The sequence below is a fragment of the Mycobacterium triplex genome (assembly GCF_000689255.1).
Lineage (GTDB): Bacteria > Actinomycetota > Actinomycetes > Mycobacteriales > Mycobacteriaceae > Mycobacterium > Mycobacterium triplex.
Window position 1 is genome coordinate 2,163,202 of sequence record NZ_HG964446.1, and the last position, 25,244, is coordinate 2,188,445.

Below are 25,244 nucleotides of genomic sequence, written 5' to 3' on the forward strand. Positions count from 1 at the left end.
TTGAAACCGGCGCCGCGCGCCCGAACCACCGGTGGCGCTTGCGGTTCAGTGAAATTAACAGCGCTCAGAGGTGCGCTGGCGGTAGCGATCTTTGCGGCGATTGCTTCGTCGTGGGCGACCAGCTGTGCGGCGCGTTGCCGAATGTCGGTGGCGTACACCTGCGCCTAGGCTTGAGCCGCCACACCTGCTCGCGGCGCAGTGCGCCGAAAGTACTTCCAGCCCCTCATCACTGACCCGAAGAACGTCAGCCACGTCGATGAGTTTAGGCCGGTACTGCCGCTTAGCACTTCACCTCGTTCGAAGGCGGATCGGCCGGCGATTAGGCTGCCCTGCATGACCGACGTAACTCGGGCTGCCCACGTGACGGCCGATCAGGTCGAAGCCGCGCGGCACGACACCAAGCTCGCCCAGGTCCTCTACCACGACTGGGAGGCCGAGACCTACGACGAGAAATGGTCGATCTCCTATGACCAGCGCTGCGTGGACTATGCCCGGGGCCGGTTTGACGCCATCGTGCCCGACGAGGTCCAGCGTGACCTGCCGTATGATCGTGCGCTCGAATTGGGCTGTGGTACAGGGTTTTTCCTACTCAACCTGATCCAGGCGGGTGTCGCGCGGCGCGGATCGGTCACCGATCTGTCGCCGGGCATGGTCAAGGTGGCCACCCGCAACGGCCAGTCGCTGGGCCTGGACATCGACGGCCGGGTCGCCGACGCCGAGGGCATCCCGTACGACGACGACACCTTCGACCTGGTGGTCGGGCATGCCGTGCTGCACCACATTCCCGACGTCGAGCTGTCGCTGCGCGAAGTGCTCCGGGTGCTCAAGCCCGGCGGCCGGTTCGTCTTCGCCGGCGAGCCGACCAACGTCGGCGAGGTCTATGCCCGGTCGTTGTCCACGCTGACCTGGCGGGTCGCCACCAACGTCACCAAGTTGCCCGGCCTGGGCAGCTGGCGGCGCCCGCAGGTCGAGCTCGACGAGTCCTCGCGGGTCGCGGCGTTGGAAGCGATCGTCGACCTGCACACCTTCGCGCCGGAAGACCTCGAGCGGATGGCCGCCAACGCCGGCGCGGTGCAGGTCGAAACCGCCAGCGAGGAGTTCACCGCCGCGATGTTCGGCTGGCCGGTGCGCACCTTCGAGGCGTCGGTGCCGCCCGGGCGGTTGGGCTGGGGCTGGGCGAAATTCGCCTTCACCGGCTGGAAGGCGCTGAGCTGGGTCGATGCCAACATCTGGCGGCACCTGGCCCCGAAGGGCTGGTTCTACAACGTCATGGTCACCGGGGTCAAACCCTCCTGAGCGCTGGGCTGCGCTTCACCACCGACGACGTCGGTTACCTGCGCTCGGAATCGGGTGTCGCCGCACTGGCCGCAGTCGCCGAATTCGCGTTCTCCGAGACCACCCGGATCGCCGATATCGCCGCGGCGCGGGCCCGCTTCGGCGACTGGGCGCCGGTGCTGGTGGAAACCACGCTGCTGCGCCGCCGCGCCTTGGAAAAGTTGGGCAAGCTGGGGGAACTGGCGGTCGCCGGTTGGCTGCTCACCGACGAAGCGTTGCAACAAGCCACCGCGGCGCCGGTGGCGCTGCACCGGGCCCGGCGACTTGCCGCGGCCGGCTCCGTCGTGCACGACGCGACCTGTTCGATCGGCACCGAGGTGGCCGCGCTGCGCGACTGCGGTGCGCAGGCGGTGGGCAGCGACGTCGACCCGGTGCGGCTGGCGATGGCGGCCCACAACCTGGGCCCGGCCGCGCGTCTCTGCCGCGCCGACGCGCTGCACCCGGTGACCCGCGACGCGGTGGTCGTCGTCGACCCGGCGCGCCGCAGCGGCGGGCAACGCCGATTCAACCCGGCCGACTACCAACCGGGCTTAGCGCAGCTGATCGACTGCTACCGGGGCCGTGACCTCGTCGTAAAGTGTGCTCCCGGAATAGATTTCGACCAGCTGGCGCGCCTGGGGTTCGACGGCGAAATCGAGGTGACGTCGTATCGCGGCTCGGTGCGGGAAGCGTGCCTGTGGTCGGGCCGGCTGGCCGAGCCCGGCGTGCACCGGCGGGCCAGCGTCCTGGATCGCGGCGAACAGCTCACCGACACCGAACCCGACGACTGCGCGGTGCGGCCGGCCGGGCAATGGATCGTCGACCCGGACGGCGCCGTGGTCCGGGCCGGCCTGGTGCGCCACTACGGCGCGCGGCACGGGCTGTGGCAACTCGATCCCGACATCGCCTACCTGTCCGGTGACCGGTTGCCGCCGGACGTCCGCGGCCACGAGGTGCTCGAGCAGCTGGACTTCGACGAGCGCCGGCTCCGCCGCGCGCTGTCGGCACGCGACTGTGGGGCGCTGGAGATCCTGGTGCGCGGCCTGCGGGTCGACCCCGACGCGTTGCGGCGCCGGCTGCGCCCGCGCGGCAGCCGATTGCTGTCCGTGGTCATCGCCCGCCTGGGATCCGGGGCCGCCGCGCGTGCGACCGCCTATGTGTGCCGCCCGTCGCGCTAGCGCCCGGTACGCTGTCGGCGGTCACTTTCCGGGGGACCTCGCCTTTGGACGTCGACGAGGACAATTCGAGTTATGCGCTATCTGATCGCGGCCGCGGTGCTGGTCACCACGGTTCTGCTGGGCTGGCCCGCAGTCGCCGACCCGCCATCGTGTGCCGGCGTCGGCGGCACCGTCGAGGCCGGGCAGATGTGCCATATCCGCGCGACCGGCGCGACCTACACGCTGAACATGACGTTTCCGGCCGACTACCCCGACCAGCAGCCGCTGATGGACTACATCACGCAGAACCGCGACGGGTTCCTCACCGTCGCGCAGACCTCCGGGCCGCGCGACCAGCCCTACCAGATGGAAGCGACCGCCGAGCAGCACTTCGCCGGTCAGCCGCCGCACAACACCCGCAGCGTGGTGCTCAAGTTCTTCCAGGACGTCGGCGGATCGCACACGTCCACCTGGTACAAGGCGTTCAACTACAACCTGGGGACCAAGCAGCCCATCACTTTTGACAACCTGTTCGCACCCAATACACCGGCGCTGGAGGCGATCTTCCCGCTGGTCCAGCGCGACCTGGAACGGCAGAACGCGCTCGGTGCGGCCATCTTGCCGTCGTCGGGCCGCGACCCATCGCACTACCAGAACTTCGCCATCACCGACGACCAGCTGATTTTCTACTTCGCGCCCGGCGAGATGCTGCCCGCGTTCGCCGGCCCCTGCCAGGCCCAGGTGCCGCGCAGCGCGATCCCGCCGCTGGCCCTCTGACGGGCTCAGGCCGGTGCGAAGCCGTAGACCTGACCGTCGCTGGTGGCGGCGACCACCCGGCGGTCGGTGCCGATCGCGATTCCGACGGGGTATCCGGTGGCCGCGGGCAGCGGATAGCTGTTGATCGTGTGGCCGTTGCCCGGGTCGAACACGAGCAGCGACATGGTCGGCGCGTCGTCGGGGCGCGGCCCGCTCACCACCGCGTAGCCGACGCCGGACCCGGCCAGGCCCGACGACGACAGCGGGGTGACGTCATCGCGCCGCCAGACCTGATCGCCGTGATCGCCGGCGTCCTTGAAGGCCACCAGCTTGGTGTCGGGTCCGCCGCCGGACACGATCAGGCCCTGCGGGGTGACCGCGGGCGGCGTCTGGGCCAGGAACCCCAGCGGCGCCGACCACTTCGGTCTCCCGTCGCTGGCGGACAGCGCCCATAGGCGTTGGTCGCGGCCGTTGACGTAGACGGTCGATCCGTTGGCCGACAGCACCGGGCTGGCGATCGCACCGGCGCCCACGGCGTCGGAGGTCCACTCCCGGGTCAGCAGGGGAGTCTGGCCGCGGTGGTATTTGAGTCCGACCAGTCCGGCAGCCGGGGCGCCGGGCTGCCAGACACCGAGCACCGCCATCCCGCTGGCCGGCGAGAAGGCCGGCGCGGCCGCGACCGGGCAGCCCGGCCGCGCCGCAGCGCAATCGGCCAGCCCGCGCGTCGCGTCCGTCGGGTCGATCCCGTCGACCAGGTCCAGCGGACTGCCGACGACCATGCCGCGGTGCGCGTCGAACACCAGCACCTGTCCCAGGTGCGTGGTGACCAGCAGTTGGCCGTCCGCGAGAAACCTTGGGGTTGAGGGCATTCCGATCACCGGCTGGCGCCACCGCGTCCACTGCGTCACCGGGAAGGACAGGAACGCTCCGGGTTGGCCGACGTAGAGATTGTCGAAGCCGTCGAACAGGGGACCGGCGAAGCCGCCGCCCTGGAACAGCCGCACGCACCAGCGTTGCCGGCCGTTGTCGTTGTTCTCCCACTCCACCAGCGAACATCCGGCCGGGGTCTGCGCGTTGAGGGCGAGGTAACTGCTCGAACCCAGCGCGGGCCCGGCCCCCAGGCTGCCCTTGACCGAACGCGTCCATTGCAGGGACAGCTTGTCGGCTCCGCCGGTGCCGGTGTAGCTGCTGTTGGCCGCGTCGCCGTACTGTGCCGACCAGCCCGGCGCCGGCGCGGCTTGCACCCACGAGTCGGTGTTGCCGCACCCGCCGAGCCCAACCGCGAGCACAGCCGCCAGCACTAGGGATGAGCAACGCCGAAGCCCACTGACGGGTTGTCGGGCAAGCACCTTCGGTTTCCCAAATCCTTTCGCGTGACGTTCGGTACGAGCAGCGATTGAGTACAGGTGAGGGTAACCCGTGGCGGTTGGTGTACTCACGATTGACCGCGTTAGGCTTTCCGGCTGTGACGAGCATGTGGGGTGCCCCGGTCCATCGCCGCTGGCGGGGACAGCGGCTGCGAGACCCACGTCAGGCCAAGTTCTTGACGCTGGCCTCGCTGAAGTGGGTGCTCAAGAACCGGGCCTACACACCGTGGTACCTGGTGCGCTATTGGCGGCTGCTGAAGTTCAAGCTCGCCAATCCGCACATCATCACTCGCGGAATGGTGTTCATCGGCAAGGGCGTCGAGATTCACGCCACACCCGAGCTGGCGCAGCTGGAGATCGGCCGCTGGGTGCACATCGGCGACAAGAACACGATCCGCGCGCACGAGGGCTCGCTGCGGTTCGGCGACAAGGTCGTGCTGGGCCGCGACAACGTGATCAACTGCTACCTCGACATCGAGCTCGGCGACTCGGTGCTGATGGCCGACTGGTGCTACGTCTGCGATTTCGACCACCGGATGGACGACATCAACCTGCCGATCAAGGATCAGGGCATCATCAAGTCCCCGGTGCGGATCGGACCGGACACCTGGGTCGGGGTCAAGGTGACGGTGTTGCGTGGCACGGCGATCGGGCGGGGCTGCGTGCTCGGTTCGCACGCGGTGGTTCGCGGCGTCGTTCCCGACTATTCGATCGCCGTCGGCGCACCGGCCAAGGTGGTCAAGAACCGCCAGCTGTCCTGGGAGAGCTCGGCCGCCCAGCGGGCCGAACTGGCCGCGGCGCTGGCCGATATCGAACGCAAGAAGGCGGCCCACTGACCTCGGCGTCGTGGGTTGCTTTGCGGCCGTTGGCTATTGAATGTTTACGACGGTAGCGGCTCGTCGTCTACCTTGATGTCGATGTGGTAGTTGTCACCGTCGGTGTCGGTGACGGTCACATTGACCCCGTACTTGTTGACCTGTCCCGCCGCGACGCAGCGCAGCGTCGAGCCCTTGAAGACCTTCAAATCGTCGGGACAGGTCACCGAGGCCGGCCTGTCGCCGCTCTGTTCGTACAACTTGTCGCTGATGACGGTCGCGATACGGCCCTTGTCGACGATCTTCACCATGTCGAACTTGACGTTGCTGCCGTCGACACTGGTTACGGTGACGTTGACGGTGAAGGTCTCGTCCTTGACCTTCATGGTGCAGTTGATCTGTGCCCCGACCTTCGCGGGCAAATCGGACGGACACGTCACGGAATCGGGCTTGGTGCCGTTGGCGCCGGTCATCTTCGTGCTGATCTGGCTGGCGACGTCGTTCTTGCCCACCGCGTGCGACGACGAAGATCCGATCGAGCACGAACACGCGCCGGCGCCGGCCATCAGCCCCGCGGCAGCACCCGAAATCAGCAACGTTCGAACGATCGAGCCGGCCATATCGCCTCCCTGGCGCTTCGACTTGACGACTGTGAATCGGCTGATAATTACATGCCACGCAGCTGCCGGTGGCTGAATTCCCAAAAAGGTTGCTCCGGTGTGCTCTAGGCCCGCGGGCGCGGGCTAGGAACCGATGCCCTGATAGCGGCGCAGCGCTTCGGCCCGTTCGGCACCGTGGTCGACGATCGGCGCCGGATATCTTTGTGGCCGTTCGCCTTTGCGTAAATGGACGTCGTCGGCGCCGCTCAGCTCGGGGAGCCAGCGCCGGATGTAATCGCCTGCGGGGTCGAACTTTACGCCCTGGGTGGTCGGGTTGAACACCCGGAAGTACGGCGCGGCGTCGGTGCCGCACCCCGCGCACCACTGCCAGCCGTGCTGGTTGTTGGCCACGTCGCCGTCGACCAGTTGATCCAGGAACCACTCGGCGCCCCACTGCCACGGCAGATGAAGGTCCTTGACCAGAAACGACGCGACGATCATCCGTACCCGGTTGTGCATGAAGCCGGTCTCGCGGAGTTGACGCATGCCGGCGTCGACGATCGGAAACCCGGTTTCGCCCGCCTTCCAGGCCTCGAAACGACGTTTGGCGTCCGCACCCGTGTCGGTCTCGATGCTGTCGAAGGCGCCGTTCCAGTTGCGCCAGACGCTGGCCGGCCAGTGATGCAGCACCGCGGCGTAGAAGTCACGAAACGCCAACTCCCGCAGGTATGTTCGCGCTCCTGTCGTGCGCAGGTTCATCGACGCGAGCATGGTTCGCGGGTGAATGGTGCCGAATTTCAGATGCGCGGACATCCGGCTGGTACCGGGCAGATCGGGCCGGTCGCGGTGCTGGGCGTAGCGGTCCAGCCCGTCACCGGCGAACCGCTCCCATTGCGAAAGTGCCGCCGCCTCACCGGCAGCCAAGTCGAGCTCGACGCCGGGATCGGGGATCTTGCACTGCCCGATCACGTGGGCCGGATCCAGCCAGCGTGCGGAAGCGGCACTCGATTGCGCGGGCTTGCGCCAGCCGACTTCGCGCCACTTCCGCAGAAACGGCGTGAACACCCGGTAAGGTTCGCCGTCGTCCTTGGTGACCCGGCCCGGAGAAACCAGATACGGCGAGCCCGTCGCCACCAGGGGCACCGAACCCAGTGCCGCGCGGACCTTTTCGTCGCGGCGTTTTCCGTACGGCGTGAAATCCGCCGAGACGTGCACCGCCGTCGCGTCGATCTTGTCGGCGATGCGGGGAATCTGCTCTTCGGCGGGCCCGCGGGTCACCAGCAGCCGGCCATCCAGGTCGTCGCGCAGTTGCCGCAGCGTGTCACCCAGAAACTGCAGGCGGCGCCGGCCCGACGACTTCTCCAGCCGTGGGTCGACGACGAAGCAGGCGAGCACGTCCTGGTTCTCGGCCGCGGCGAGCAGCGCGGGATGATCGCGCAATCGCAGATCGCGGCGAAACCACAAGAGCGCAGACATTATCGGACGCCACCGTTGAGTCGCCAGACGTGGGTGGACAACACGGTGGCGAAGGCGCACCACAGCGGGTAGGGCGCGAGCGCAGCGCCCGCGCGTGCATCGGTCGCGGCGGCCCGGCGGGCAAGGTCGGCACTGCTGAGCGTGAGCGCGGCCGCACCGGCCACGGCGGCGCCGAGTTTGTGAAAACGGAAGAACAGCCAACTCCATCCGGCGTTGAGCAACAGGTTGACGGTGAGCGCCGCGGTATAACCGCGTGCCTTGTCGTGCTGTCCGGCGGCGCGCAGCCTGTCCACCGTCACCGCGGAGGTGACCGCGATATCGGCGTACAGGGCGGTCCAGACGACGGGGAAGGCGGCGCCGGGCGGCTGGTAGGCGGGTTTGCGCAGCCCCGCGTACCAGCCGGGCACGCGTCGTGGGCCGGCGATGGTTCCGGTGCCTGCGGCCACGGCGACGGCGAGCGTCGTCGCGGCCAGCGTCGAGAGCTTCACAGCTTGCTCCGTTCCTGCTCCATCGGGTTATCCTGCTGTTCAACGGTTTTGGTGCCGTCCGGGTGAGCGGGCCACCAGATGTGATCGCCGATCAGGGCGAACAGCGCGGGAATGACGAGCGTGCGCACCACGAAGGTGTCGAGCAGGATTCCCAGGCCGACGATGATGCCGAGCTGGCTGAGCACGATCAGCGGCAACACCCCGAGCACACCGAAGACCGCCGCCAAAACGATTCCCGCGCTGGTGATCACGCCGCCGGTGGCCGACACCGCACGGATCATGCCGTCGCGTGCTCCGTGCCGCGCCGCCTCTTCGCGGGCGCGGGTAACCAGGAAGATGGTGTAGTCCACGCCGAGGGCCGCCAGGAACAGGAACGCGAACAGCGGGGTGCTGTTGTCCAGCGCCGGAAACCCGAAGACGTGCAAGCTCGTCCAGCCGCCGAGACCCAGCGCCGCCAGCGCGCCGAGAATCGTCGCCGAGAGCAGGTTGGGCGGCGCGAGGGCCGAGCGCAGCAGCACGAACAGGACGACGAGAATCACCGCGAGGATCGCCGGGATCAGCATCAGCCGATCGCGCACTGCGGCATCGCGAACGTCGAGCGCCTGGGCGTCGGGTCCGCCGACCAGCGCGGCCGGGGCGACGGATTTCGCCGAATTGCGAAGTGCGGCAATGGTGGCGAATGCGCGTGGCGACGACGGCCGGGCATCGGTCACTACCGACCATCGCATCAGGCCGGAGGGTGACCGGCCCGCATCGGCCACCGAGACCACACCGGGCGTAGCGGCGATCGCCGCCCGTACCTGCGAGGCCGCGGCGGTGGGCGCCACGACGAGCGTCGGGTTGGCCGTGCCGGCGGGAAAGTGCGCGGCCACCGTGGCGTAGCCGGACACCGAATCTGCTTGCACCCGGAACTGTTCGATCTGCGACAGGCCGATTCGGGTCCCCAGCAATCCGCCGGCCAGTGCGGCCAGCACCGCGATCGAGATCGCGGCGACGACGGCGGGACGACGGGCCACCCGTTGTGCGACCCGGTGCCAGGCCCCGGTGTCGGGGGTGGCCGCACCGTCGGGCCGGGGAACCAGCGGCCAGAACAGTCGTCGGCCGCACCACGCGAGCAGCGGTGCCAGCACCACCAGGACGGACAGCGCGGCGACCACCAGCGCGCAGGCCGCCAGCGCTCCCAGGCTGCGGGTGCTCGGCGTCGACGCGAACAGCAGGGTGAGCAGCGCCAGCACCACGGTGGCATTGCTGGCGACGATGGCCGGTCCGGCCCTGCGCACCGCCAGGCGCAGCGCGTCGCGGTGGTCGGTGTGGCTGCGAAGTTCTTGCCGGTAGCGGGAAATCAGCAGCAGCGCGTAATTGGTGCCCGCGCCGAACACCAGCACGCTGGTGATCCCGGAGGTGGCGCCGTCGAAGCTCAGCCCGGTCAGCGACGCCACCGCGGTGCCCACTGCCGCCGCGACCCGGTCGGCGAGGCCGATCACCAGCAGCGGTGCCAGCCACAGCACCGGTGAGCGGTAGGTGGCGATCAACAGCAGTGCCACCACGCAGGCCGTCACCGCCAGCAGGGTGATGTTGGCGTCGGCGAACGCGTCGGCGATATCGGCGGCGAATGCCGGGCCGCCGGTGACGTGTGTCCGCAGATCCGCGGGCAGGCCGGTGTGGGCGGCGCTGCGCAGCGCGGCGACTCCCTCGCCCAGCACCACGCCGGACAGGTCGGCGCGGATGGGCACCACGCCGATGGCCGCCTTGCCGTCCGCCGCGACGATCGGTGGCTGCGGGTCGGCCGCGCCGAACGGCGCGACGACGCCCTGCATGCGGTCGCGGGCCGCCCGGGCCGCGGCCACGTCGGCGCTGTCCAGCGGCGCCCCGTCGGCGCGGCTGACCACCAGCAGCAGCGGAACCCGATCGCCCCCGGGGAATTGGCGGGCCAGGGCGTCGACCCTGGCGGAGTCGGAGTCGGAAGGCACCGACAGCGGCGCCTGACCGGCCGAGGCGTTCGCGCCGATCACCACGATGAAGCCGATACCCAGCAGGACGGCGGCCAAGCCGAGTCGCCACGAACGCCGGCCGGTCACGGCGGCGGCCAGACTCTCCCACACCACGACACCAGCGTTTCCACCATCTCAGCCGATTAAACCGAGCCCGGCCTCGACACCGCCCGGCCGTTCTTCACCCCACTGGGCGCGCACACGCGCGAGGCGATGCAGCACCTGCCCGACGAGGATCTCGCGGCCGCTCATCGGGTCTTCGCCGGGATGCGACGCTTTCGGGGCGAATTGGGTGCTCCCCAGCCATGATTCGGGCGCCGCTGGGTGAGCGCCCGGCATCCGGAGTGTTTGATCGGTGTTCGGGCCGCATCGCGACCCAGCGCTACCGGGAGCGTCCGAGCAGGTGACGCAGGGCCCCATCCAGGTCGGGTTGGCGGAACCGGTGGCCCGCGTCGGCCAGCCGCTGCGGGGCGACGCGCTGACTGGCACACGCCAGTTCGCGGGCGCCCTGCTCGCCCAGCAATATTCGCGGTCCCAGCGACGGAACGGGCAGCAATGCCGGCCGACGCAGCACGCGGGCCAGAGTGCGGGTGTACTCGGTGTTGTGAACCGGTTGCGGGGCAACGGCATTCACCGGACCCGACAGCGTGGTGTCCCAGAGGGCGCGGTGATACACGTCGATCAGGTCGTCAATCCCGATCCAGGACAACCACTGTCGGCCAGTGCCGAGCCGGCCGCCCAGCCCCGCGCGGAACAGTGGACGCATCAGCTTCAGCGTGCCGCCGCGGGGCGATTGCACGATGCCGGTGCGCACCCGCACCACCCGCGCCCCGGCCTGGGTGGCCGGCGCGGTTGCGTCCTCCCAGTCGGCGACGACGTCGGCCAGAAATCCGTCGCCGCGCTCGCTTGCCTCGGTGAGCATCTCGTCGCCGCGGTCGTATCCGTAGTAGCCGATGGCCGACGCGCAGATCAGCACCGGCGGGCCGGCCGCGGTGCGGGCAAGCAGTTCGGCCAGTCGACGTGTTGGCCCAATCCTGCTGTCGCGCACCGTATTCCGATGATCGTCGGTGAATCGGCCGGCAATCGAGGCGCCGGCCAGATGAATGACCGCGTCGACCCCGGTCAACAGCTCCGGGTCCGGATCGTCGGGATTCCACCGGCGTTCGTTGCCGTGCGGGCTGTGGCGCACGAGTGGGATGACCTGATGTCCGCCGGTACGCAAGAACGCCGACAGCGCCGAACCGACCAGTCCGGACGACCCGGTGACCGCCACGGTCAACGGGCCCAGACCATGCCGGGCCGCCACCCGGTGGGCGGCCAGGTCGTCGGCCAGCTGGCGGTGGCGGTAGACGAACATCGGGCGCAACACGGCGCCGGGCACCGGCGTCTCGACGCGGTCGATCACCTCGGTCCGGTCGTCACCGAGGTCGTCGAATTCGTGGATGTGCCGCCACCGCACGGCGACCCGGGCCGGCAGCGAGGCCGGCCCGTCGCCGCCGATGGTGTCGACGAAGCGCCGCGGCGGGTCGTAGCCGTCGGCCTGGTGCTCGGCCACCCAGCGCAGCCCAGCCGGCAGGGCCAGCTCGGCCCGCCCGTCCTTGAGTGAGGACGCCTCGGTGACCAGCCGCATCGGCGACCACGGCGGACAGAGCCGCTCGAAGGCACCCGGGCGTGCGTACCACGCGAACACGTCTTCGCGCGGCGCGTCGACGACGCTCGAATATTGCAGTCCCATGGTGTCCAGGGTTACCCAATGCCGGCGAGAGCATGCCTCGCTGCCGGCCGACGACCCCGAATACTTCGACGTGCCCTACCGCGGCGTCACCGCGTATGCCCGGACCAAGCGCATGCAGGTGGCGCTGACCCCGATCCTGGCCCGGCACTGGGCCGACGACGACGTCCGCGTCTACGCCATGCACCCCCGGTGGTCCGACACTCCCGGGGTGGCGACGTCGCTCCCGGCTTTCCGGGCGCTCACCGGTCCGCTGCTGCGCACGCCCGAACAGGGAGCCGACACCGGACAAGGCACCGCTAACGGGAGCGCGAACGCCTCTGGCGCTACTGCGCCTATTCGGTCGGGATCGACAACGCGTGAGGCTCAGCGGTCGGGCAGCGCGTGCTCGGTGATCGGCAACCGGGGCAGTTGCTGACGCTCGCCGCGCTTGGCCGCCACATACACCTGAGCGGTCTGGCCTGCCACCGTCTGCCAATCGAAGTCAGAGGTGAGCCGTTCGCGGGCGGCGCGGGCGCGCCGCTGCGCGGCCTCGGGATCGTCGAGCACGGTGCGCACCGCCGCGGCCAGCGCCGCCACGTCGCGCGGCGGGCACGACACCCCGGTCTGCCCGTTGATCACCGCTTCGCCCAGGCCGCCGATGTTGGAGGTCACCAGCGGGGTACCGGCCGCGGCGGCCTCCAGCGCGACGAGCCCGAACGGCTCGTAGTGGCTGGGGAAAACCGCGGCGTCGGCGCGATGCAGCGCCGCCAACAGTTCGTCGTGGTGCAGGTGGCCGACGAAGCGAGTTGCCTTGAGCACCCGGTGTTTACGGGCCTGCTCGACGAGCCGGTCCTGCTGGGTTCCGTCGCCGGCGATGGTCAACGTGGTGCCGGGGTTGGTGCGCCTGACCCGCGGCAGCGCGGCGATCAGGTCCTGCACGCCTTTCTCGTACTCGAGGCGCCCCACGTAGAGGAGTTCGGCCGGCCCGGTGCGGGGCCGCCGCCGCGGCGCGAACGGCCAACGCGCCGCGTCGATTCCGTTGCGGATCACCGTGGTTTCGGCCAGGCCGGGACCGAAGAGCTCGGTGATCTCGTCGCTCATCGACGCCGAACAGGTGATCAGCGAATCGGATTCACGCACCAGCCACGATTCGACCGCGTGCACCTGGCGGCTGATCGCTCCGGAGACCCAGCCCGAATGCCGACCGGCCTCGGTCGCGTGGATCGTGGAAACCATTGGCACGTCATAGAATTGGGCAAGAGCAATCGCGGGGTGGGCGACCAGCCAATCGTGGGCGTGCACCACGTCGGGACGCCACGGCCGGGAAGAGCCCGGTTTCTTCAGAGTGAGCCCGGCGCGGATCATGGCGTGACCCATCGCCAGCGTCCAGGCCATCATGTCTGTGCCGAAAGTGAATTCGTGCGGATCCTGGGCGGCCGCGATTACCCGCACGCCCTCGCGGATCTCGTCGGACGAGGGGTGGGTGCTGGGGTCGGTGCCCGTCGGGCGGCGTGACAACACCACTACGTCGTGCCCGGCGGCGGCCAGCGCGATCGACAGATGATGCACGTGGCGGCCCAGCCCGCCGATCACGACCGGCGGATACTCCCACGACACCATCAGGATTCTCATCGGGGCAGCCTCCGGGCATCCAGGGCGCCGAACAGACCGTCGGCGCGGCCCCACCCGTCGGCCAGCCGCTGCGCGGTATCGCGGTGGCCCGAGGCCAGCGCTCCCGCGATCTCGCGGGTGGCGTGCGCGTGCAGGTGCGCGCGGTAGCGCGCGTAATCGGCCGCCGAGTCCTTGCTGACCATGAACGGCCAGTCGCTGGACACGGTCAGCAGGGTCTCGCGCAGGATCTGGTCGGCCACGCGGTCGCGGGGGGTGGGCCCGTCGGAGTTCTGCGACAGGGCCTTGTCGACGGTGCTCAGCGCGGTGTCGACGACCTCGGTGTTGAGCTGGACCAGGTCGGCGACCTTCTCGCCGGCCCACACCTGCCAGTCCTTGCCGGAGCCCCACGAGCTCGGCGGCAGCGCGACCGGCGCGCCGACGAATCCGCCGGACAGCGCGTCGCTCAGGGTGCCGACCCGCACCCCGGCGGCCGGCAGCGCCCGCAGCACCCGCGCCAGCCAGGTCGGGCCCTCGTACCACCAGTGGCCGAACAGTTCGGTGTCGAAGGCGGCGACGACGTGCGCGGGCCGCCCGATGCGCTCTGACTCGCTGTGCAGCCGGTTGCGCACGACTTCGACGAAGTCGGCGACATGGACGTCGACGGCGCGGTCGGCGCGTTCGGGATCATAGGGCGCTTTGGCATCGGAGGACACGTTGCGGCCGGTGACCCGGGCCGGCTTGAGCCCGGTGAGGTGGTCGTAGGTGTGGAAGTCGCGGTAGGCGGCGTGCCCGGGGTAGCCGGATTTCGGCGACCACACCCGGTAGCTGACCTGCAGGTCGCGCCCGAAGGCGACGACGCCGGTGTCGCCCACGGGCCGGCCCAGCGCGGTGTCGCCGTGCAGCGACGGGCCGTCGACCATGAAGTGGGTGACCCCGGCGGCCGTGTACTCGGTTTCTAGGCCCGGGGCATAAGCGCATTCGGGCGCCCAGATGCCGCCGGGGGTGTGCGCCAGCCGCAACTGCGCGTCGGCCAGGCCTTCGCGCAGCGCGAATTCGCGCAGCCGCGGGGCCAGCAGCGGCTGGAACGGGTGGGCCAGCGGGCCGCCGAGCAACTCCACGGCCCCCGCGTCGATCAGGCTGCGCAGCAGTGGGCTGCCGCCGTGTTGCCACAGCTTGGCGAAGTCGTCGAGCGCACGGTCTGCCTCCGCGCATTCGCGGATCCCGAACTCCCGCAACGCGTCTGGTGTGCAGGATTGGTAGCCGGCCGACTTCGACTTGGGAATCGATCGCACGCTGGCGGCTTCGGCGGCTCGCAGCCGCCAGTTGGCCAGCCAGTGGTGCATGCCGTCGAGGCAGTACGGGTCGTCGAGCTGGGCGTTGACCACCGGGGTGATGCCCAGGGTGATTAGCCGGTGACGATCCTCGTCGGCCAGGGCGCGCAGCACCCGCAGCAGCGGCAGATACGCGGCGGCCCAGCTCTGGTAGAGCCATTCCTCGCCGACCGGCCAGCGGCCATGGTGGGCCAGCCAGGGCAGGTGGGTATGCAGCACCAGCGTGAACATGCCGGGCACCGGTGTCGCGGAATCGCTCACGGCCGCACCGCGATCGCGATCAGATCCAGGCTGTCGTCGATGTCGCAATCATCGGCCGCGATCAGGTCGAAGTCGTCGATGGTGACCGCGGCGACGTCGGCGGCCAGCTGCGGCGGCCACGGTGCATCGGTGACCGCGCGCTCGATCTGCGCGTCGATGATCGAACCGCCGTGCCGCGAATCCATCTCGCGCAGCCGCGCGCCGTGAAACAGCCCGCTGACCGCGACCCGGGTGAACCCGGCGTCGACCAGCAGCTCGGTCAGCTCGTCGGCGTTTAATTCCCGGGTGTGAAACGGGTTGATCGGGGTGTCGCGGCCCGGGGAGAAGGTGATGCGGTTGGGCGTCGACATCATCAGTAGCCCGGACGGCCGCAGCACCCGGGCGCATTCTTTGGCGAATTGGGTCTGGTCCCACAGGTGCTCGATGACCTGGAAGTTCACCACGACGTCCATCGACGCGTCGGGCAGCGGCAGCTCGGCCAGGTTGGCCTGCATGACTTCCACCCGGGGGTAGCGGGCGCGGACATGGGCCACCGCCGCCTCGTCGTAGTCCACCGCGACGACCCGCCGAGCGGTCTCGGCGATCAAATCGGCACCGTAACCTTCGCCACATCCGGCCTCGAGCACGTCACGGCCCACACAGTGGTTTGCCAGTCGCTGGTACACCACTTGATGGCGGCGGAACCAGTAGTTCTCGATGTCCAGGTCAGGGATCGTGCGCTCGCCCGTCAGCGTCAACACCGGTGGGGCGCCGTGGGGAACTTCGGGGACAAATGCGCTCATTGCATAGGGAGGCTAACGCGAAGTGTCGGATTCGCGAACCGCTCAGCGGGTAGCCCCCGCTCACGAGGGGAGACAGGCCTGCAAGAACCTGCAGTACGACCCGCTATGGTGTGAAGGCAGGCTGCACAAAGTTACCGAGTAGTAACACGACCGTGCGCTGCAAAACGCGTACTGAAAGTCTCGTAGCTGACTGCTGCGAGACTCCTTCAAGGAGGACGAACCACACTCATGACGAACATCGTGGTCCTGATCAAGCAGGTCCCGGACACCTGGTCGGAGCGCAAGCTGACTGACGGCGATTACACGCTGGACCGCGAGGCCGCCGACGCTGTGCTGGACGAGATCAACGAGCGCGCCGTCGAAGAGGCCCTGCAGATTCGCGAGCGGGAAGGCGGCGAGGGCACCGTGACCGTGCTGACCGCCGGCCCCGAGCGCGCCACCGAGGCCATCCGCAAGGCCCTGTCGATGGGGGCCGACAAGGCCGTCCACGTCAAGGACGAAGGTCTGCACGGCTCGGACGTGGTTCAGACCGCATGGGCGCTGGCACGTGCGCTGGGCACCATCGAGGGCACCGAGCTGGTCATCGCGGGTAACGAGGCCACCGACGGCACCGGCGGCGCGGTCCCGGCCATCATCGCCGAGTACCTGGGCCTGCCGCAGCTGACCCACCTGCGCAAGCTGTCGCTCGAGGGGGACAAGGTCACCGGCGAGCGCGAGACCGACGACGGCGTGTTCACGCTCGAGGCCACGCTGCCCGCGGTGGTCAGCGTCACCGAGAAGATCAACGAGCCGCGCTTCCCGTCCTTCAAGGGGATCATGGCCGCGAAGAAGAAAGAGGTCACGGTGCTGACCCTGGCCGAGATCGGCGTCGAGGGCGACGAGGTCGGGCTGGCCAACGCCGGATCGACCGTGCTGTCGTCGACTCCGAAGCCGCCGAAGACCGCGGGTGAGAAGGTCACCGACGAAGGTGAAGGCGGCAACGACATCGCCAAGTACCTGGTCGGCCAGAAGATCATCTAACCCACTGACGAGAAGAGCGAGATAACCCATGGCTGAAGTATTGGTGCTCGTCGAGCACGCCGAAGGCGCGGTGAAGAAAGTCACCGCCGAATTGATCACTGCCGCCCGCGCTTTGGGCGAGCCGTCCGCTGTCGTCGTCGGCGCACCGGGCACGGCCGCGCCGCTGGCCGACGGGCTGAAGGAAGCCGGCGCCGCCAAGATCTACGTCGCCGAGTCCGACGATGTCGACAAGTACCTGATCACCCCGGTCGTCGACGTGCTGGCCTCGCTGGTCGAATCCGCTTCTCCGGCAGCGGTTTTGCTGGCCGCCAACGCCGACGGCAAAGAGATCGCCGGCCGGCTCGCGGCCCGGCTCGGCTCGGGCCTGCTGGTCGACGTGGTCGACGTCAAGGAAGGCAACAAGGCCGTCCACTCCATCTTCGGTGGCGCGTTCACCGTCGAGGCGCAGGCCAACGGCGACACCCCGGTGATCACCGTGCGCGCCGGTGCGATCGACGCCGAGCCGTCGGCCGGTGCGGGTGAGCAGGTCACCGTCGAGGTGCCCGCTCCCGCGGAGAACGCCACCAAGGTCACCGCCCGCGAGCCTGCGGTCGCCGGCGACCGCCCGGAGCTCACCGAGGCCACCATCGTGGTCTCCGGTGGCCGCGGTGTGGGCAGCGCGGAGAACTTCAATGTGGTTGAGGCGCTGGCGGATTCGTTGGGTGCGGCCGTCGGTGCATCGCGTGCCGCCGTCGACTCCGGCTACTACCCGGGCCAGTTCCAGGTCGGCCAGACCGGTAAGACGGTTTCGCCCCAGCTCTACATCGCGCTGGGCATCTCGGGCGCGATCCAGCACCGGGCGGGCATGCAGACCTCGAAGACCATCGTCGCGGTCAACAAGGACGAAGAGGCACCTATCTTCGAGATCGCCGACTACGGTGTGGTGGGCGACCTGTTCAAGGTTGCTCCTCAGCTGACCGACGCGATCAAGGCCCGCAAGGGCTGATCTTCGGCTTGACGAGAAAGCCCCCGCGCCTGGCGCTGGGGCTTTTTCGTCTGTCGGCTAATCGTTTACGGCGATGTTGGCGTTGACCCAGTCGACGACCTCGCGCACGGTGTCGATCGGCGTCTCGGGGTCCTGCAGCCGCATCTTGAGGTGGCTTTCCAGCGTGGCGACGAGTTCCATCTTGCGCGGCGAGTCGTAGCCCAGGTCGTCGACGAGATGCGAGTCGGTGGTGACCGGCGCCATCCGGTCCGGCGCCAGCCGGGTGACGATCGACACGACGGAATCATTGACGCTATTCACAGTGCACCGACCTCTCTAAAGACCTCTCCGAACAGTTCTTTGGCTGCGACGTGGCGGATCTTGCCCGACGGTGTCTTCGGAACCTTGCCCTTGCCGACCAGCATCACCGTTGGGCTCAATCCCGTTGCACTGCGCACTTTTCGGCTGATCTGACGACGAATCTCTTGCGCTGCGTCGCCCGGATCTGCCTGGACGGTCTCGGCCACGATCCGGATCTCCTCGCGCTGATCGGCAAGCGTGACCCCGAACGCGACGACCCCGCCGCGCCTGATGCCGTCGACCGAGGCGGCCAGTCGTTCGATGTCGGACGGGAAGATGTTGCGGCCGGCGACGATGATGACGTTCTTGCGCCGCCCGCACACCACGATCTGTCCGTCGTCGGTGAGGTAGCCGAGGTCGCCGGTGTAGAACCAGCCGTAGGCGTCGACGGCAGCCACCTCGCCGTCCGCAGTGAGGTAGTGCCGCGTCACCGCGTCGCCGCGGATGGCGACCTCACCCATATGCCGCGCCGGCCGGGTGCCCCGGTCGTTGTCGGCGATCCGGACCTCGATCCCGGCCATCGGCCGCCCCAGCAGGACGAATTCCTTCTTGGGCGCCCCGCACACGCACCCGGTGACCGCGCGGCCCTGGTTTTCCAGTTCGTCGCCGCACACGTTCTCCACCGCGAGCGGTCGATCCACGGGGGAGAAGGACACCGCCACCGTCGCCTCGGCGAGACCGTATGCTGCGCCGATCGCCGATACCCGCAACCCGAAACGTGCGGCCTGCTGGGCGAACTCATACATCGTGAGCGGATCGATGGGCTCGGCGCCCGAGACCACGCAGCGCAGCGCGCTCAGATCGTAGGCGCCGTCGCTGACGGCCCTGAGCCGGCGGCTGACGATCGAGTACGCGAAGTTGGGGGCCGCGGTGACCGTGGCCCGTTGCTCGGTGAGGATCTGCAGCCAGGCCAGCGGCGAGCGCACGAACTCGGTGGGCGGGATGTAGACCGCCGCGTTGCCGGCGAACATCGGCGCCAGCAGGTAGGCGATCAGCCCCATGTCGTGCGAGAGCGGAAGCCAGCTCATCGTGACGTCGACGCCCGGGTCCAGCCGCACCTCGGCCACCATCGCGACGATGTCGGCGTACAGGTTGCGGTGCGTGATCGCCACCGCCTTGGGATCTCCGGTCGATCCCGAGGTGAGCTGGTAGATGGCGACGTCGTCCTCGTCGGTCGGCTCCTCGACCGCATCGGCGCCGGTCCACGTCTGCGGCACCTCGACGACGGGGTACCCGGCGGCCCGCAGCGCGTCGGCGACGGCCTCGAACGGCCGTCCCACCACGACGCACCGCGCGCCGAGCAACCCCAGCGCCCGCAGCGTGCCCTGGTGCCATTCGCTGAGGTCGGCTTGCGACGTGGGTTGCTGCAGCATCGTCATCGCCGCGCCCAGCCGCCAGATGCCCTGGGCGACGGGAGCGACGTCTTCGGCGTTGGCGGCCAGCACGCCCACCCTGCCGGCGCGCGTGACTCCTTCGGCGGCCAGTCGGCCCGCGACTTTGCCGGCCGTCTGATGAATGTCGTGCCAACTCGCGAAATGCAGATTGCCGGCGGTGCCAAAGCGAAGGCCCAAGGTGGAATCCGCGGCCACCTTTGCGATGCGATCGGTAAACCTACTCATGGGCGTGCGCTGTCCTAACTAGAGAATCAATTTGTAAATGACCGGGCGCCAATAACATTCGCGATTCGCTATTCATCGCTTTTGGCGCTGAGCACCGCCGAGGCGATGACGTCGACGGCGCGCTCGATCTGCGCCGGCGAATGGGCGGCCGAAACGCAGCAGCGCATCAGGGCGTCGCCGGGGCCGACCGCGGGCGCCACCGCCAGTGAGCAGAAGACGCCGTTGTCGAATGCGTCGTTCCATGCCGCGATCGCCTGCGCTTCCGGGCCGATCCACACCGAAACATGCGGGGCCACTACGTGTGAGCCGTCGGCACGCACGATTCCCGCTCGCACCTGCAGACCGTGTGACACCAGGCCGTCGCGCAAGGCGCGGGCGTTGGCCAGGACGGCTTCGGCGCGCTGGGATCCCTCGAGACTGCGAATGATCTCGATCCCGGCGATGCTGGCCGCCATCGCGGCCGGTGCCCCGGTAGCGGTGAACATGTGCTGGCTGGAACGCAATCGGAGCACATCGATCAGGTCGCGCGAACCGGCGATGAAGCCACCGGTGGAGGCGATCGCCTTCGACATGCTGCCCATCAATACGTCGGCGTCCTTGGCGCAGCCGAATTCTTCGGCGATCCCGGTTCGGTTGGCCCCGAAGACGCCGAGACTGTGCGCCTCGTCGACGTAGAGGGCGACGTTGTATTTGTTGGCCAGCGCGACAATGCTTTCCACCGGCGCGACGTCGCCCTGCATCGAATAGAGACCGTCGATGACGATCAACTTGGTGCCGCCGCGTTCGGCCGTGCGGATCAGGTTGCGCTCCAGCGAATTGGTGTCGTTGTGGGCGAAGTACCGCGAACTGGCGCCCGACAGCCGGATGCCGTCGTGCAACGACGTGTGGGCTTCGCTGTCGGGGAACGCGAGATCGGCGGCACCCAATAGGGCAGTGATGGCACCTACATTGGCCAGATAACCACTGTTGAAAACCAGCGCCGCCTCGGTGCCGTACCAGTCCGCCAACAACTCTTCGAGCTCGACCTTGACCCGCAGCGTGCCGCAGTGCGGCGGCGCACCGCCACAGGCCGGCCCATACAGCTCGGTCGCCCGGTTGGCCGCCTCGACCAATCGGCGATCACCGCACAAGCCCAGAGAATTGTTCGACCCGAACATGATTCGGGTCTTTCCTTCGATGACGGACGTCGGTCCGGGAGCGGATTCGACGCTTCTGAAGAACGGCAGTCGATTGCAGGCGGCATAGTAACGCAGGCTGGCAAGTCGGCTGTCTTGTTGCGCCCGCGCTTGGATATTCAGCTTCGAGGTCTGCAGCACGCCTACATCAAACATGGCGGCCGAGACTCCGGCATCCCATTCGCTTTAAATTGGCGCGCACGTTAATAGCGATTAACGTGCGGGTGTTTATTGCGTTGCCGCTCTTACGAATACGCGGACCGAAACAACTTAGCGGCCGACTATGTCGGCAGCACTACGGATGGGTCGGCGGCGGAGTTATGTTCGCCACACTTCACCGGGGCAACACATTTCGTCATCTTGCGTGCACCAACACGTCATAGCGTCGATGCCGATTAGCTCCTCGATTGCGCCACGTTGTTTCCCATGAGCATTGCTTCTGTCCTGATACCGAGTGATAAGCCGGACGGAGCCGCGACCAGCTCGGCTGGGCCGCGTTACTCGCTGTTGCTGTCCACCGACCCCGGTTTGGTCGAGGCGGCGCAGCGGCTCCGGTACGACGTATTCACCAGCACGCCCGGTTTCGCGTTGCCGGAGTCGGGTGCGGGGGCGCGGGACGTGGACCGCTTCGACGAGTTCTGTGATCACCTGCTGGTGCGTGACGACGACACCGGCGAGCTGGTGGGCTGCTACCGGATGCTGGCGCCCGCGGGCGCGATCGCGGCCGGAGGCCTCTATACGGCGACGGAATTCGACCTTGGCGCGCTCGACCCGCTGCGGCCGTCGCTGGTGGAGATGGGCCGCGCCGTGGTCCGCGACGGGCACCGCAACGGGGGTGTCGTGTTGTTGATGTGGGCGGGGATCCTGGCCTATCTGGACCGCTATGGCTACGACTACGTGATCGGGTGCGTGTCGGTGCCGATCGGCGGTTCGGACGGCGAGGCGCCGGGCAGCCAGCTGCGGGGCGTGCGCGACTTCGTCCGCAGCCGCCACGCCGCGCCGCCGGAGTATCGGGTGTACCCGCACCGCCCGGTGGTCGTGGACGGCAAGACGCTCGACGAGATCGCGCCGCCGGCGCGGCCCTCGGTTCCGGCGCTGATGCGCGGCTACCTGCGGCTGGGCGCCAAATCCTGCGGCGAGCCCGCCCTGGACCCGGACTTCGGTGTCGGCGACTTCTGCGTGCTGCTGGACAAAGGCCAGGCCGATACCCGGTATCTGCGCAGGCTGCGGTCGGTATCGGCGGCTGCCCAAATGAGCAGCGAGATGGCGGGCGGCGAGCGATGAACGCTCCCGCAGTCACCACCGACCACGCCTGGCTGCCGCGCGCGACGTGCGACAGCACCTGCGTGCTCGTGCCCCCCGCGTCGCCGCGGTGGCTGGTGGTGCTGCGGGTAACCCTTCGCATCATGTTGGCGCTGCTATTGCTGCTGGGGGCGCCGTTGGCGCTGGTGCCGGGGCCGGGACAGCTGCGGATCCGGCGGTTCTACTGCCAGGCGCTGCTGCGGGTTTTCGGGATCCGGATCAGTGTGTCGGGTGCTCCGATCCGCAACCTGCGCGGCGTCCTGGTGGTCAGCCCGCACATGTCCTGGCTGGACGTCTTCGCCATCGGTGCGGTGCTGCCGGGCTGGTACGTCGCCCGTGCCGACATGTTCGGCGAGCTCGCGGCGCGTCTGCTGAAGATCATTCCGATCGAACGGTCCAGCCTGCGGCAATTGCCCGCCGTGGTGGACACCGTCGCGGACCGGCTGCGCGCGGGCCAGACCGTGGTGGCCTTTCCCGAGGGCACCACGTGGTGCGGGGTGGCCTGCGGCTCGTTCTACCCGGCGATGTTCCAGGCCGCGATCGACGCGGGTCGTCCGGTCCAGCCACTGCGGCTGACCTACCACCACGTCGACGGCCTGCTTTCGACCGCTCCGGCCTTCGTCGGGGACGACACCTTGCTGGCGGCGATGTGCCGGCTGATCACCCAGCGCCGCACCCTGGCGCACGTTCACGTGGAGTCCCTGCAGCTGCCGGGCACCGATCGCCGCGCCCTGGCCCACCGCTGCCAGTCGGCGGTGGGCGTCGGCGTGACGCGGCGCCCAGATCGACGCCACGAGCTGGCCGCTTAGGGATCCTGGCCGGCCCGGTATCCTGGGGCGCGTCATGGTCTACCTCGATCACGCCGCCACCACCCCGATGCACCCCGCCGCCGTCGAGGCGATGACGGCCGTGTTCGGCACCGTCGGCAACGCCTCGTCGCTGCATACCAGCGGCCGCACGGCGCGGCGCCGCATCGAGGAATCCCGCGAGCTGATCGCCGACAAGCTGGGCGCACGCCCGTCGGAGGTGATTTTCACCGCCGGCGGCACCGAGAGTGACAACCTGGCCGTCAAGGGCATCTACCGCGCCCGCCGCGACGCCGATCCGCGCCTGGTGCGCATCGTTACCAGCCAGGTGGAACATCACGCCGTGCTGGATTCGGTCGACTGGCTCGTCGAGCACGAGGGTGCCCAGGTGAGTTGGTTGCCCACCGCCGGCGACGGATCGGTGTCGGCCGCCGCGCTGCGCGAGGTGCTGCGCAGCCACGATGACGTCGCTCTGGTCTCGGTGATGTGGGCCAACAACGAGGTCGGCACCGTCATGCCCATCCCCGAACTCGCCGCCGTGGCCGCCGAATTCGGTGTCCCGATGCACAGCGATGCCGTGCAGGCGGTCGGCCAGCTGCCCGTCGACTTCACCGCCAGCGGGCTGTCGGCGATGAGCGTGGCGGCGCACAAGTTCGGCGGCCCGCAGGCGGTCGGCGCCCTGCTGCTGCGCCGCGACGTGGCCTGTACGCCGCTGCTGCACGGCGGCGGGCAGGAACGCGACATCCGTTCCGGCACTCCGGATGTCGCCGGTGCCGTCGGGATGGCGGCCGCGATGCGGATAGCCGTGGACGGGCTGGAGGCCAACAGCGCACGGCTGCGCGCGTTGCGCGATCGCCTGGTCGAGGGCGTGCTGGCCGAGATCGACGACGTCGGCGTCAACGGGTCGTTTCGGTCGCGGCTTCCGGGCAACGCCCACTTCACCTTTCGTGGCTGCGAAGGCGACGCACTGTTGATGCTGCTGGATGCCAACGGAATCGAATGCTCGACCGGCTCGGCGTGCACCGCCGGGGTCCCACAGGCCTCGCATGTGCTGATCGCAATGGGCGCCGATGCCGCCACCGCTCGCGGGTCGCTGCGACTGTCGTTGGGGCACACCAGTGTTGACGCCGACGTCGACGAGGTGCTGCGGGTGCTGCCCGCCGCGGTGGAACGGGCCAGGCGAGCGGCTCTGGCCGCTGCGGGAGCTTCCGGGTGAAGGTTCTTGCCGCTATGAGCGGTGGCGTCGATTCGTCGGTCGCCGCCGCTCGGATGGTCGATGCCGGACACGACGTGGTCGGCGTGCACCTGGCGCTGTCGTCGGCGCCCGGCACGCTGCGCACCGGTTCGCGGGGGTGCTGCTCGAAAGAAGACGCCTCGGACGCGCGCCGGGTGGCCGATGTGCTCGGAATCCCGTTCTATGTCTGGGATTTTGCGGAGAAGTTCGCCGAAGACGTGATCGACGATTTCGTGTCGTCCTACGCGCGCGGCGAGACGCCCAACCCGTGCGTGCGCTGCAATCAGCGGATCAAGTTCGCCGCACTTTCCGCGCGCGCGGTGGCACTGGGTTTCGACACCGTTGTCACCGGCCACTACGCCCGGCTGTCGGAAGGCCGGCTGCGCCGGGCCGTCGACCATGACAAGGACCAGTCCTACGTGCTGGCCGTGCTGACCGCGGAGCAGTTGCGCCACGCCGCTTTTCCGATCGGCGACACCCCCAAGCCGCAGATCCGCGCGGAGGCGGCTCGGCGCGGCCTGGCCGTCGCGGACAAACCGGACAGCCACGACATCTGCTTCATCCCGTCGGGGGACACCCGCGCTTTTCTGGGGGAGCGCATCGCCGTTCGCCCGGGCAACGTCGTGGGTTCCGACGGCGCGGTGCTGGCCAATCACGACGGGGTGCACGGTTTCACGATCGGGCAGCGCAAGGGTTTGGGCATCGCCGGTCCCGGGCCGGACGGCCTGCCGCGCTACGTGACGGCCATCGATGCCGACACCGCGACGGTGCACGTGGGCAGCGCCGCCGATCTCGAGGTGCATGCGCTGACGGGACGGGATCCTGTCTTCACCGCCGGAGCCGCCCCGCGGGGCCCGATCGAGTGCGAGGTTCAGGTGCGCGCCCACGGTGAAACCGCGAGTGCGGTGGCCGAATTGACCGGCGACGAGCTCCGCGTGCGGTTGCGCGTCCCGCTGCGCGGGGTGGCACGCGGCCAGACGGTCGTGCTGTACCGGCCGGATGCCGCCGGCGACGAGGTGCTCGGCAGCGCCACCATCGCCGGCACGTCGCGCTGATTCGCGTTCCAAGAATCCTTTAAGACCTTGCGGAGAGCATTCGTCTC

General features: G+C 69.0%; 22 protein-coding genes and 1 pseudogene. 11 read left to right on the top strand and 12 right to left on the bottom strand.

Annotated features, from left to right (window positions below; genetic code table 11):
• Window positions 1–333 precede the first annotated feature (333 nt).
• From BN973_RS10190 to BN973_RS10200, 3 genes are all read left to right on the top strand, one after another.
• Window positions 334–1,296: a class I SAM-dependent methyltransferase gene (locus BN973_RS10190; RefSeq protein WP_036467850.1), complete on the top strand. Its 963-nt coding sequence runs from the start codon at window positions 334–336 to the stop codon at window positions 1,294–1,296.
• Window positions 1,254–2,492, top strand: coding sequence for a THUMP-like domain-containing protein (locus tag BN973_RS10195; protein ID WP_330981750.1), 1,239 nt, complete (start codon window positions 1,254–1,256; stop codon window positions 2,490–2,492). Before BN973_RS10190 ends, BN973_RS10195 begins: the two co-directional genes overlap by 43 nt.
• Before the next feature lie 72 nt (window positions 2,493–2,564).
• The gene (locus BN973_RS10200; RefSeq protein WP_036467854.1) at window positions 2,565–3,248 is read left to right on the top strand and encodes an esterase; all 684 of its coding nucleotides are present in this window, start codon (window positions 2,565–2,567) and stop codon (window positions 3,246–3,248) included.
• A 5-nt stretch (window positions 3,249–3,253) separates the two neighbouring features.
• Here BN973_RS10200 and BN973_RS10205 read toward each other — a convergent pair whose 3' ends face one another.
• On the bottom strand, window positions 3,254–4,576 hold the full coding sequence (locus tag BN973_RS10205; protein ID WP_036467856.1) for an outer membrane protein assembly factor BamB family protein: 1,323 nt from the start codon (window positions 4,574–4,576) through the stop codon (window positions 3,254–3,256).
• Between the two features lie 116 nt (window positions 4,577–4,692).
• On the opposite strand from BN973_RS10205, the gene BN973_RS10210 reads away from it, so the two are divergent.
• Complete coding sequence (locus BN973_RS10210; RefSeq protein WP_025738494.1) at window positions 4,693–5,430, top strand: acyltransferase; 738 nt, start codon at window positions 4,693–4,695, stop codon at window positions 5,428–5,430.
• A 44-nt stretch (window positions 5,431–5,474) separates the two neighbouring features.
• Here the strand turns inward: BN973_RS10210 and BN973_RS10215 are convergent, their stop codons facing one another.
• The 5 genes from BN973_RS10215 to BN973_RS10240 all read right to left on the bottom strand — a co-directional run bounded on the left by BN973_RS10215 (window position 5,475) and on the right by BN973_RS10240 (window position 11,698).
• Entirely contained in the window at window positions 5,475–6,029 is a 555-nt protein-coding gene (locus BN973_RS10215) for an anti-apoptotic protein (RefSeq protein WP_036467859.1), read from the bottom strand.
• A gap of 123 nt (window positions 6,030–6,152) precedes the next feature.
• On the bottom strand, window positions 6,153–7,484 hold the full coding sequence (locus BN973_RS10220; RefSeq protein ID WP_036467861.1) for a cryptochrome/photolyase family protein: 1,332 nt from the start codon (window positions 7,482–7,484) through the stop codon (window positions 6,153–6,155).
• Window positions 7,484–7,972 carry a TspO/MBR family protein gene (locus BN973_RS10225; RefSeq protein ID WP_036467863.1) on the bottom strand — a complete coding sequence of 163 codons (489 nt, stop codon included), beginning with the start codon at window positions 7,970–7,972 and terminating at the stop codon, window positions 7,484–7,486. Before BN973_RS10225 ends, BN973_RS10220 begins: the two co-directional genes overlap by 1 nt.
• A complete protein-coding gene (locus BN973_RS10230) occupies window positions 7,969–10,077 on the bottom strand; it encodes an MMPL family transporter (protein WP_036467865.1) in 2,109 nt (702 codons plus the stop codon). The genes BN973_RS10225 and BN973_RS10230 overlap by 4 nt, the downstream gene beginning before the upstream one ends.
• Before the next feature lie 268 nt (window positions 10,078–10,345).
• Entirely contained in the window at window positions 10,346–11,698 is a 1,353-nt protein-coding gene (locus BN973_RS10240) for a TIGR01777 family oxidoreductase (RefSeq protein ID WP_036467869.1), read from the bottom strand.
• A 40-nt stretch (window positions 11,699–11,738) separates the two neighbouring features.
• Between BN973_RS10240 and BN973_RS31625 the strand changes: the two are divergent.
• Window positions 11,739–12,058: pseudogene (locus BN973_RS31625) on the top strand (dehydrogenase); the annotation flags it as partial.
• A gap of 3 nt (window positions 12,059–12,061) precedes the next feature.
• On the opposite strand, the gene BN973_RS10250 reads toward BN973_RS31625, so the two are convergent.
• The 3 genes from BN973_RS10250 to BN973_RS10260 are packed head-to-tail and all read right to left on the bottom strand — an operon-like array spanning window position 12,062 to window position 15,662.
• Entirely contained in the window at window positions 12,062–13,309 is a 1,248-nt protein-coding gene (locus BN973_RS10250) for a glycosyltransferase family 4 protein (protein WP_036467877.1), read from the bottom strand.
• On the bottom strand, window positions 13,306–14,880 hold the full coding sequence (locus BN973_RS10255) for a 1,4-alpha-glucan branching protein domain-containing protein (protein WP_036467879.1): 1,575 nt from the start codon (window positions 14,878–14,880) through the stop codon (window positions 13,306–13,308). Before BN973_RS10255 ends, BN973_RS10250 begins: the two co-directional genes overlap by 4 nt.
• Window positions 14,877–15,662 (bottom strand): class I SAM-dependent methyltransferase, encoded by a 786-nt coding sequence (locus tag BN973_RS10260; protein WP_036467881.1) that lies wholly within the window; start codon window positions 15,660–15,662, stop codon window positions 14,877–14,879. Before BN973_RS10260 ends, BN973_RS10255 begins: the two co-directional genes overlap by 4 nt.
• Window positions 15,663–15,890: 228 nt before the next feature.
• Between BN973_RS10260 and BN973_RS10265 the strand changes: the two genes are divergently transcribed.
• The gene (locus tag BN973_RS10265; protein ID WP_036467883.1) at window positions 15,891–16,682 is read left to right on the top strand and encodes an electron transfer flavoprotein subunit beta/FixA family protein; all 792 of its coding nucleotides are present in this window, start codon (window positions 15,891–15,893) and stop codon (window positions 16,680–16,682) included.
• 28 nt (window positions 16,683–16,710) lie between these two features.
• On the top strand, window positions 16,711–17,667 hold the full coding sequence (locus BN973_RS10270) for an electron transfer flavoprotein subunit alpha/FixB family protein (RefSeq protein WP_036467885.1): 957 nt from the start codon (window positions 16,711–16,713) through the stop codon (window positions 17,665–17,667).
• 57 nt (window positions 17,668–17,724) lie between these two features.
• Here the strand turns inward: BN973_RS10270 and BN973_RS10275 are convergent, their stop codons facing one another.
• From BN973_RS10275 to BN973_RS10285, 3 genes are all read right to left on the bottom strand, one after another.
• Window positions 17,725–17,943: an acyl carrier protein gene (locus tag BN973_RS10275; RefSeq protein WP_232232060.1), complete on the bottom strand. Its 219-nt coding sequence runs from the start codon at window positions 17,941–17,943 to the stop codon at window positions 17,725–17,727.
• A 20-nt stretch (window positions 17,944–17,963) separates the two neighbouring features.
• On the bottom strand, window positions 17,964–19,625 hold the full coding sequence (locus tag BN973_RS10280) for a fatty acyl-AMP ligase (RefSeq protein ID WP_036467889.1): 1,662 nt from the start codon (window positions 19,623–19,625) through the stop codon (window positions 17,964–17,966).
• A gap of 68 nt (window positions 19,626–19,693) precedes the next feature.
• Window positions 19,694–20,956, bottom strand: coding sequence for an aminotransferase class I/II-fold pyridoxal phosphate-dependent enzyme (locus tag BN973_RS10285; protein ID WP_232232061.1), 1,263 nt, complete (start codon window positions 20,954–20,956; stop codon window positions 19,694–19,696).
• Window positions 20,957–21,226: 270 nt separating this feature from the next.
• On the opposite strand from BN973_RS10285, the gene BN973_RS10290 reads away from it, so the two are divergent.
• The 4 genes from BN973_RS10290 to mnmA are packed head-to-tail and all read left to right on the top strand — an operon-like array spanning window position 21,227 to window position 25,197.
• A complete protein-coding gene (locus BN973_RS10290) occupies window positions 21,227–22,084 on the top strand; it encodes a GNAT family N-acetyltransferase (protein ID WP_036467893.1) in 858 nt (285 codons plus the stop codon).
• Window positions 22,081–22,911 (top strand): lysophospholipid acyltransferase family protein, encoded by an 831-nt coding sequence (locus tag BN973_RS10295; RefSeq protein ID WP_036467895.1) that lies wholly within the window; start codon window positions 22,081–22,083, stop codon window positions 22,909–22,911. Before BN973_RS10290 ends, BN973_RS10295 begins: the two co-directional genes overlap by 4 nt.
• A 34-nt stretch (window positions 22,912–22,945) precedes the next feature.
• Window positions 22,946–24,124: a cysteine desulfurase family protein gene (locus BN973_RS10300; protein ID WP_036467897.1), complete on the top strand. Its 1,179-nt coding sequence runs from the start codon at window positions 22,946–22,948 to the stop codon at window positions 24,122–24,124.
• Window positions 24,121–25,197: a tRNA 2-thiouridine(34) synthase MnmA gene (mnmA, locus tag BN973_RS10305; RefSeq protein ID WP_051641207.1), complete on the top strand. Its 1,077-nt coding sequence runs from the start codon at window positions 24,121–24,123 to the stop codon at window positions 25,195–25,197. Before BN973_RS10300 ends, mnmA begins: the two co-directional genes overlap by 4 nt.
• Window positions 25,198–25,244: the final 47 nt, after the last annotated feature.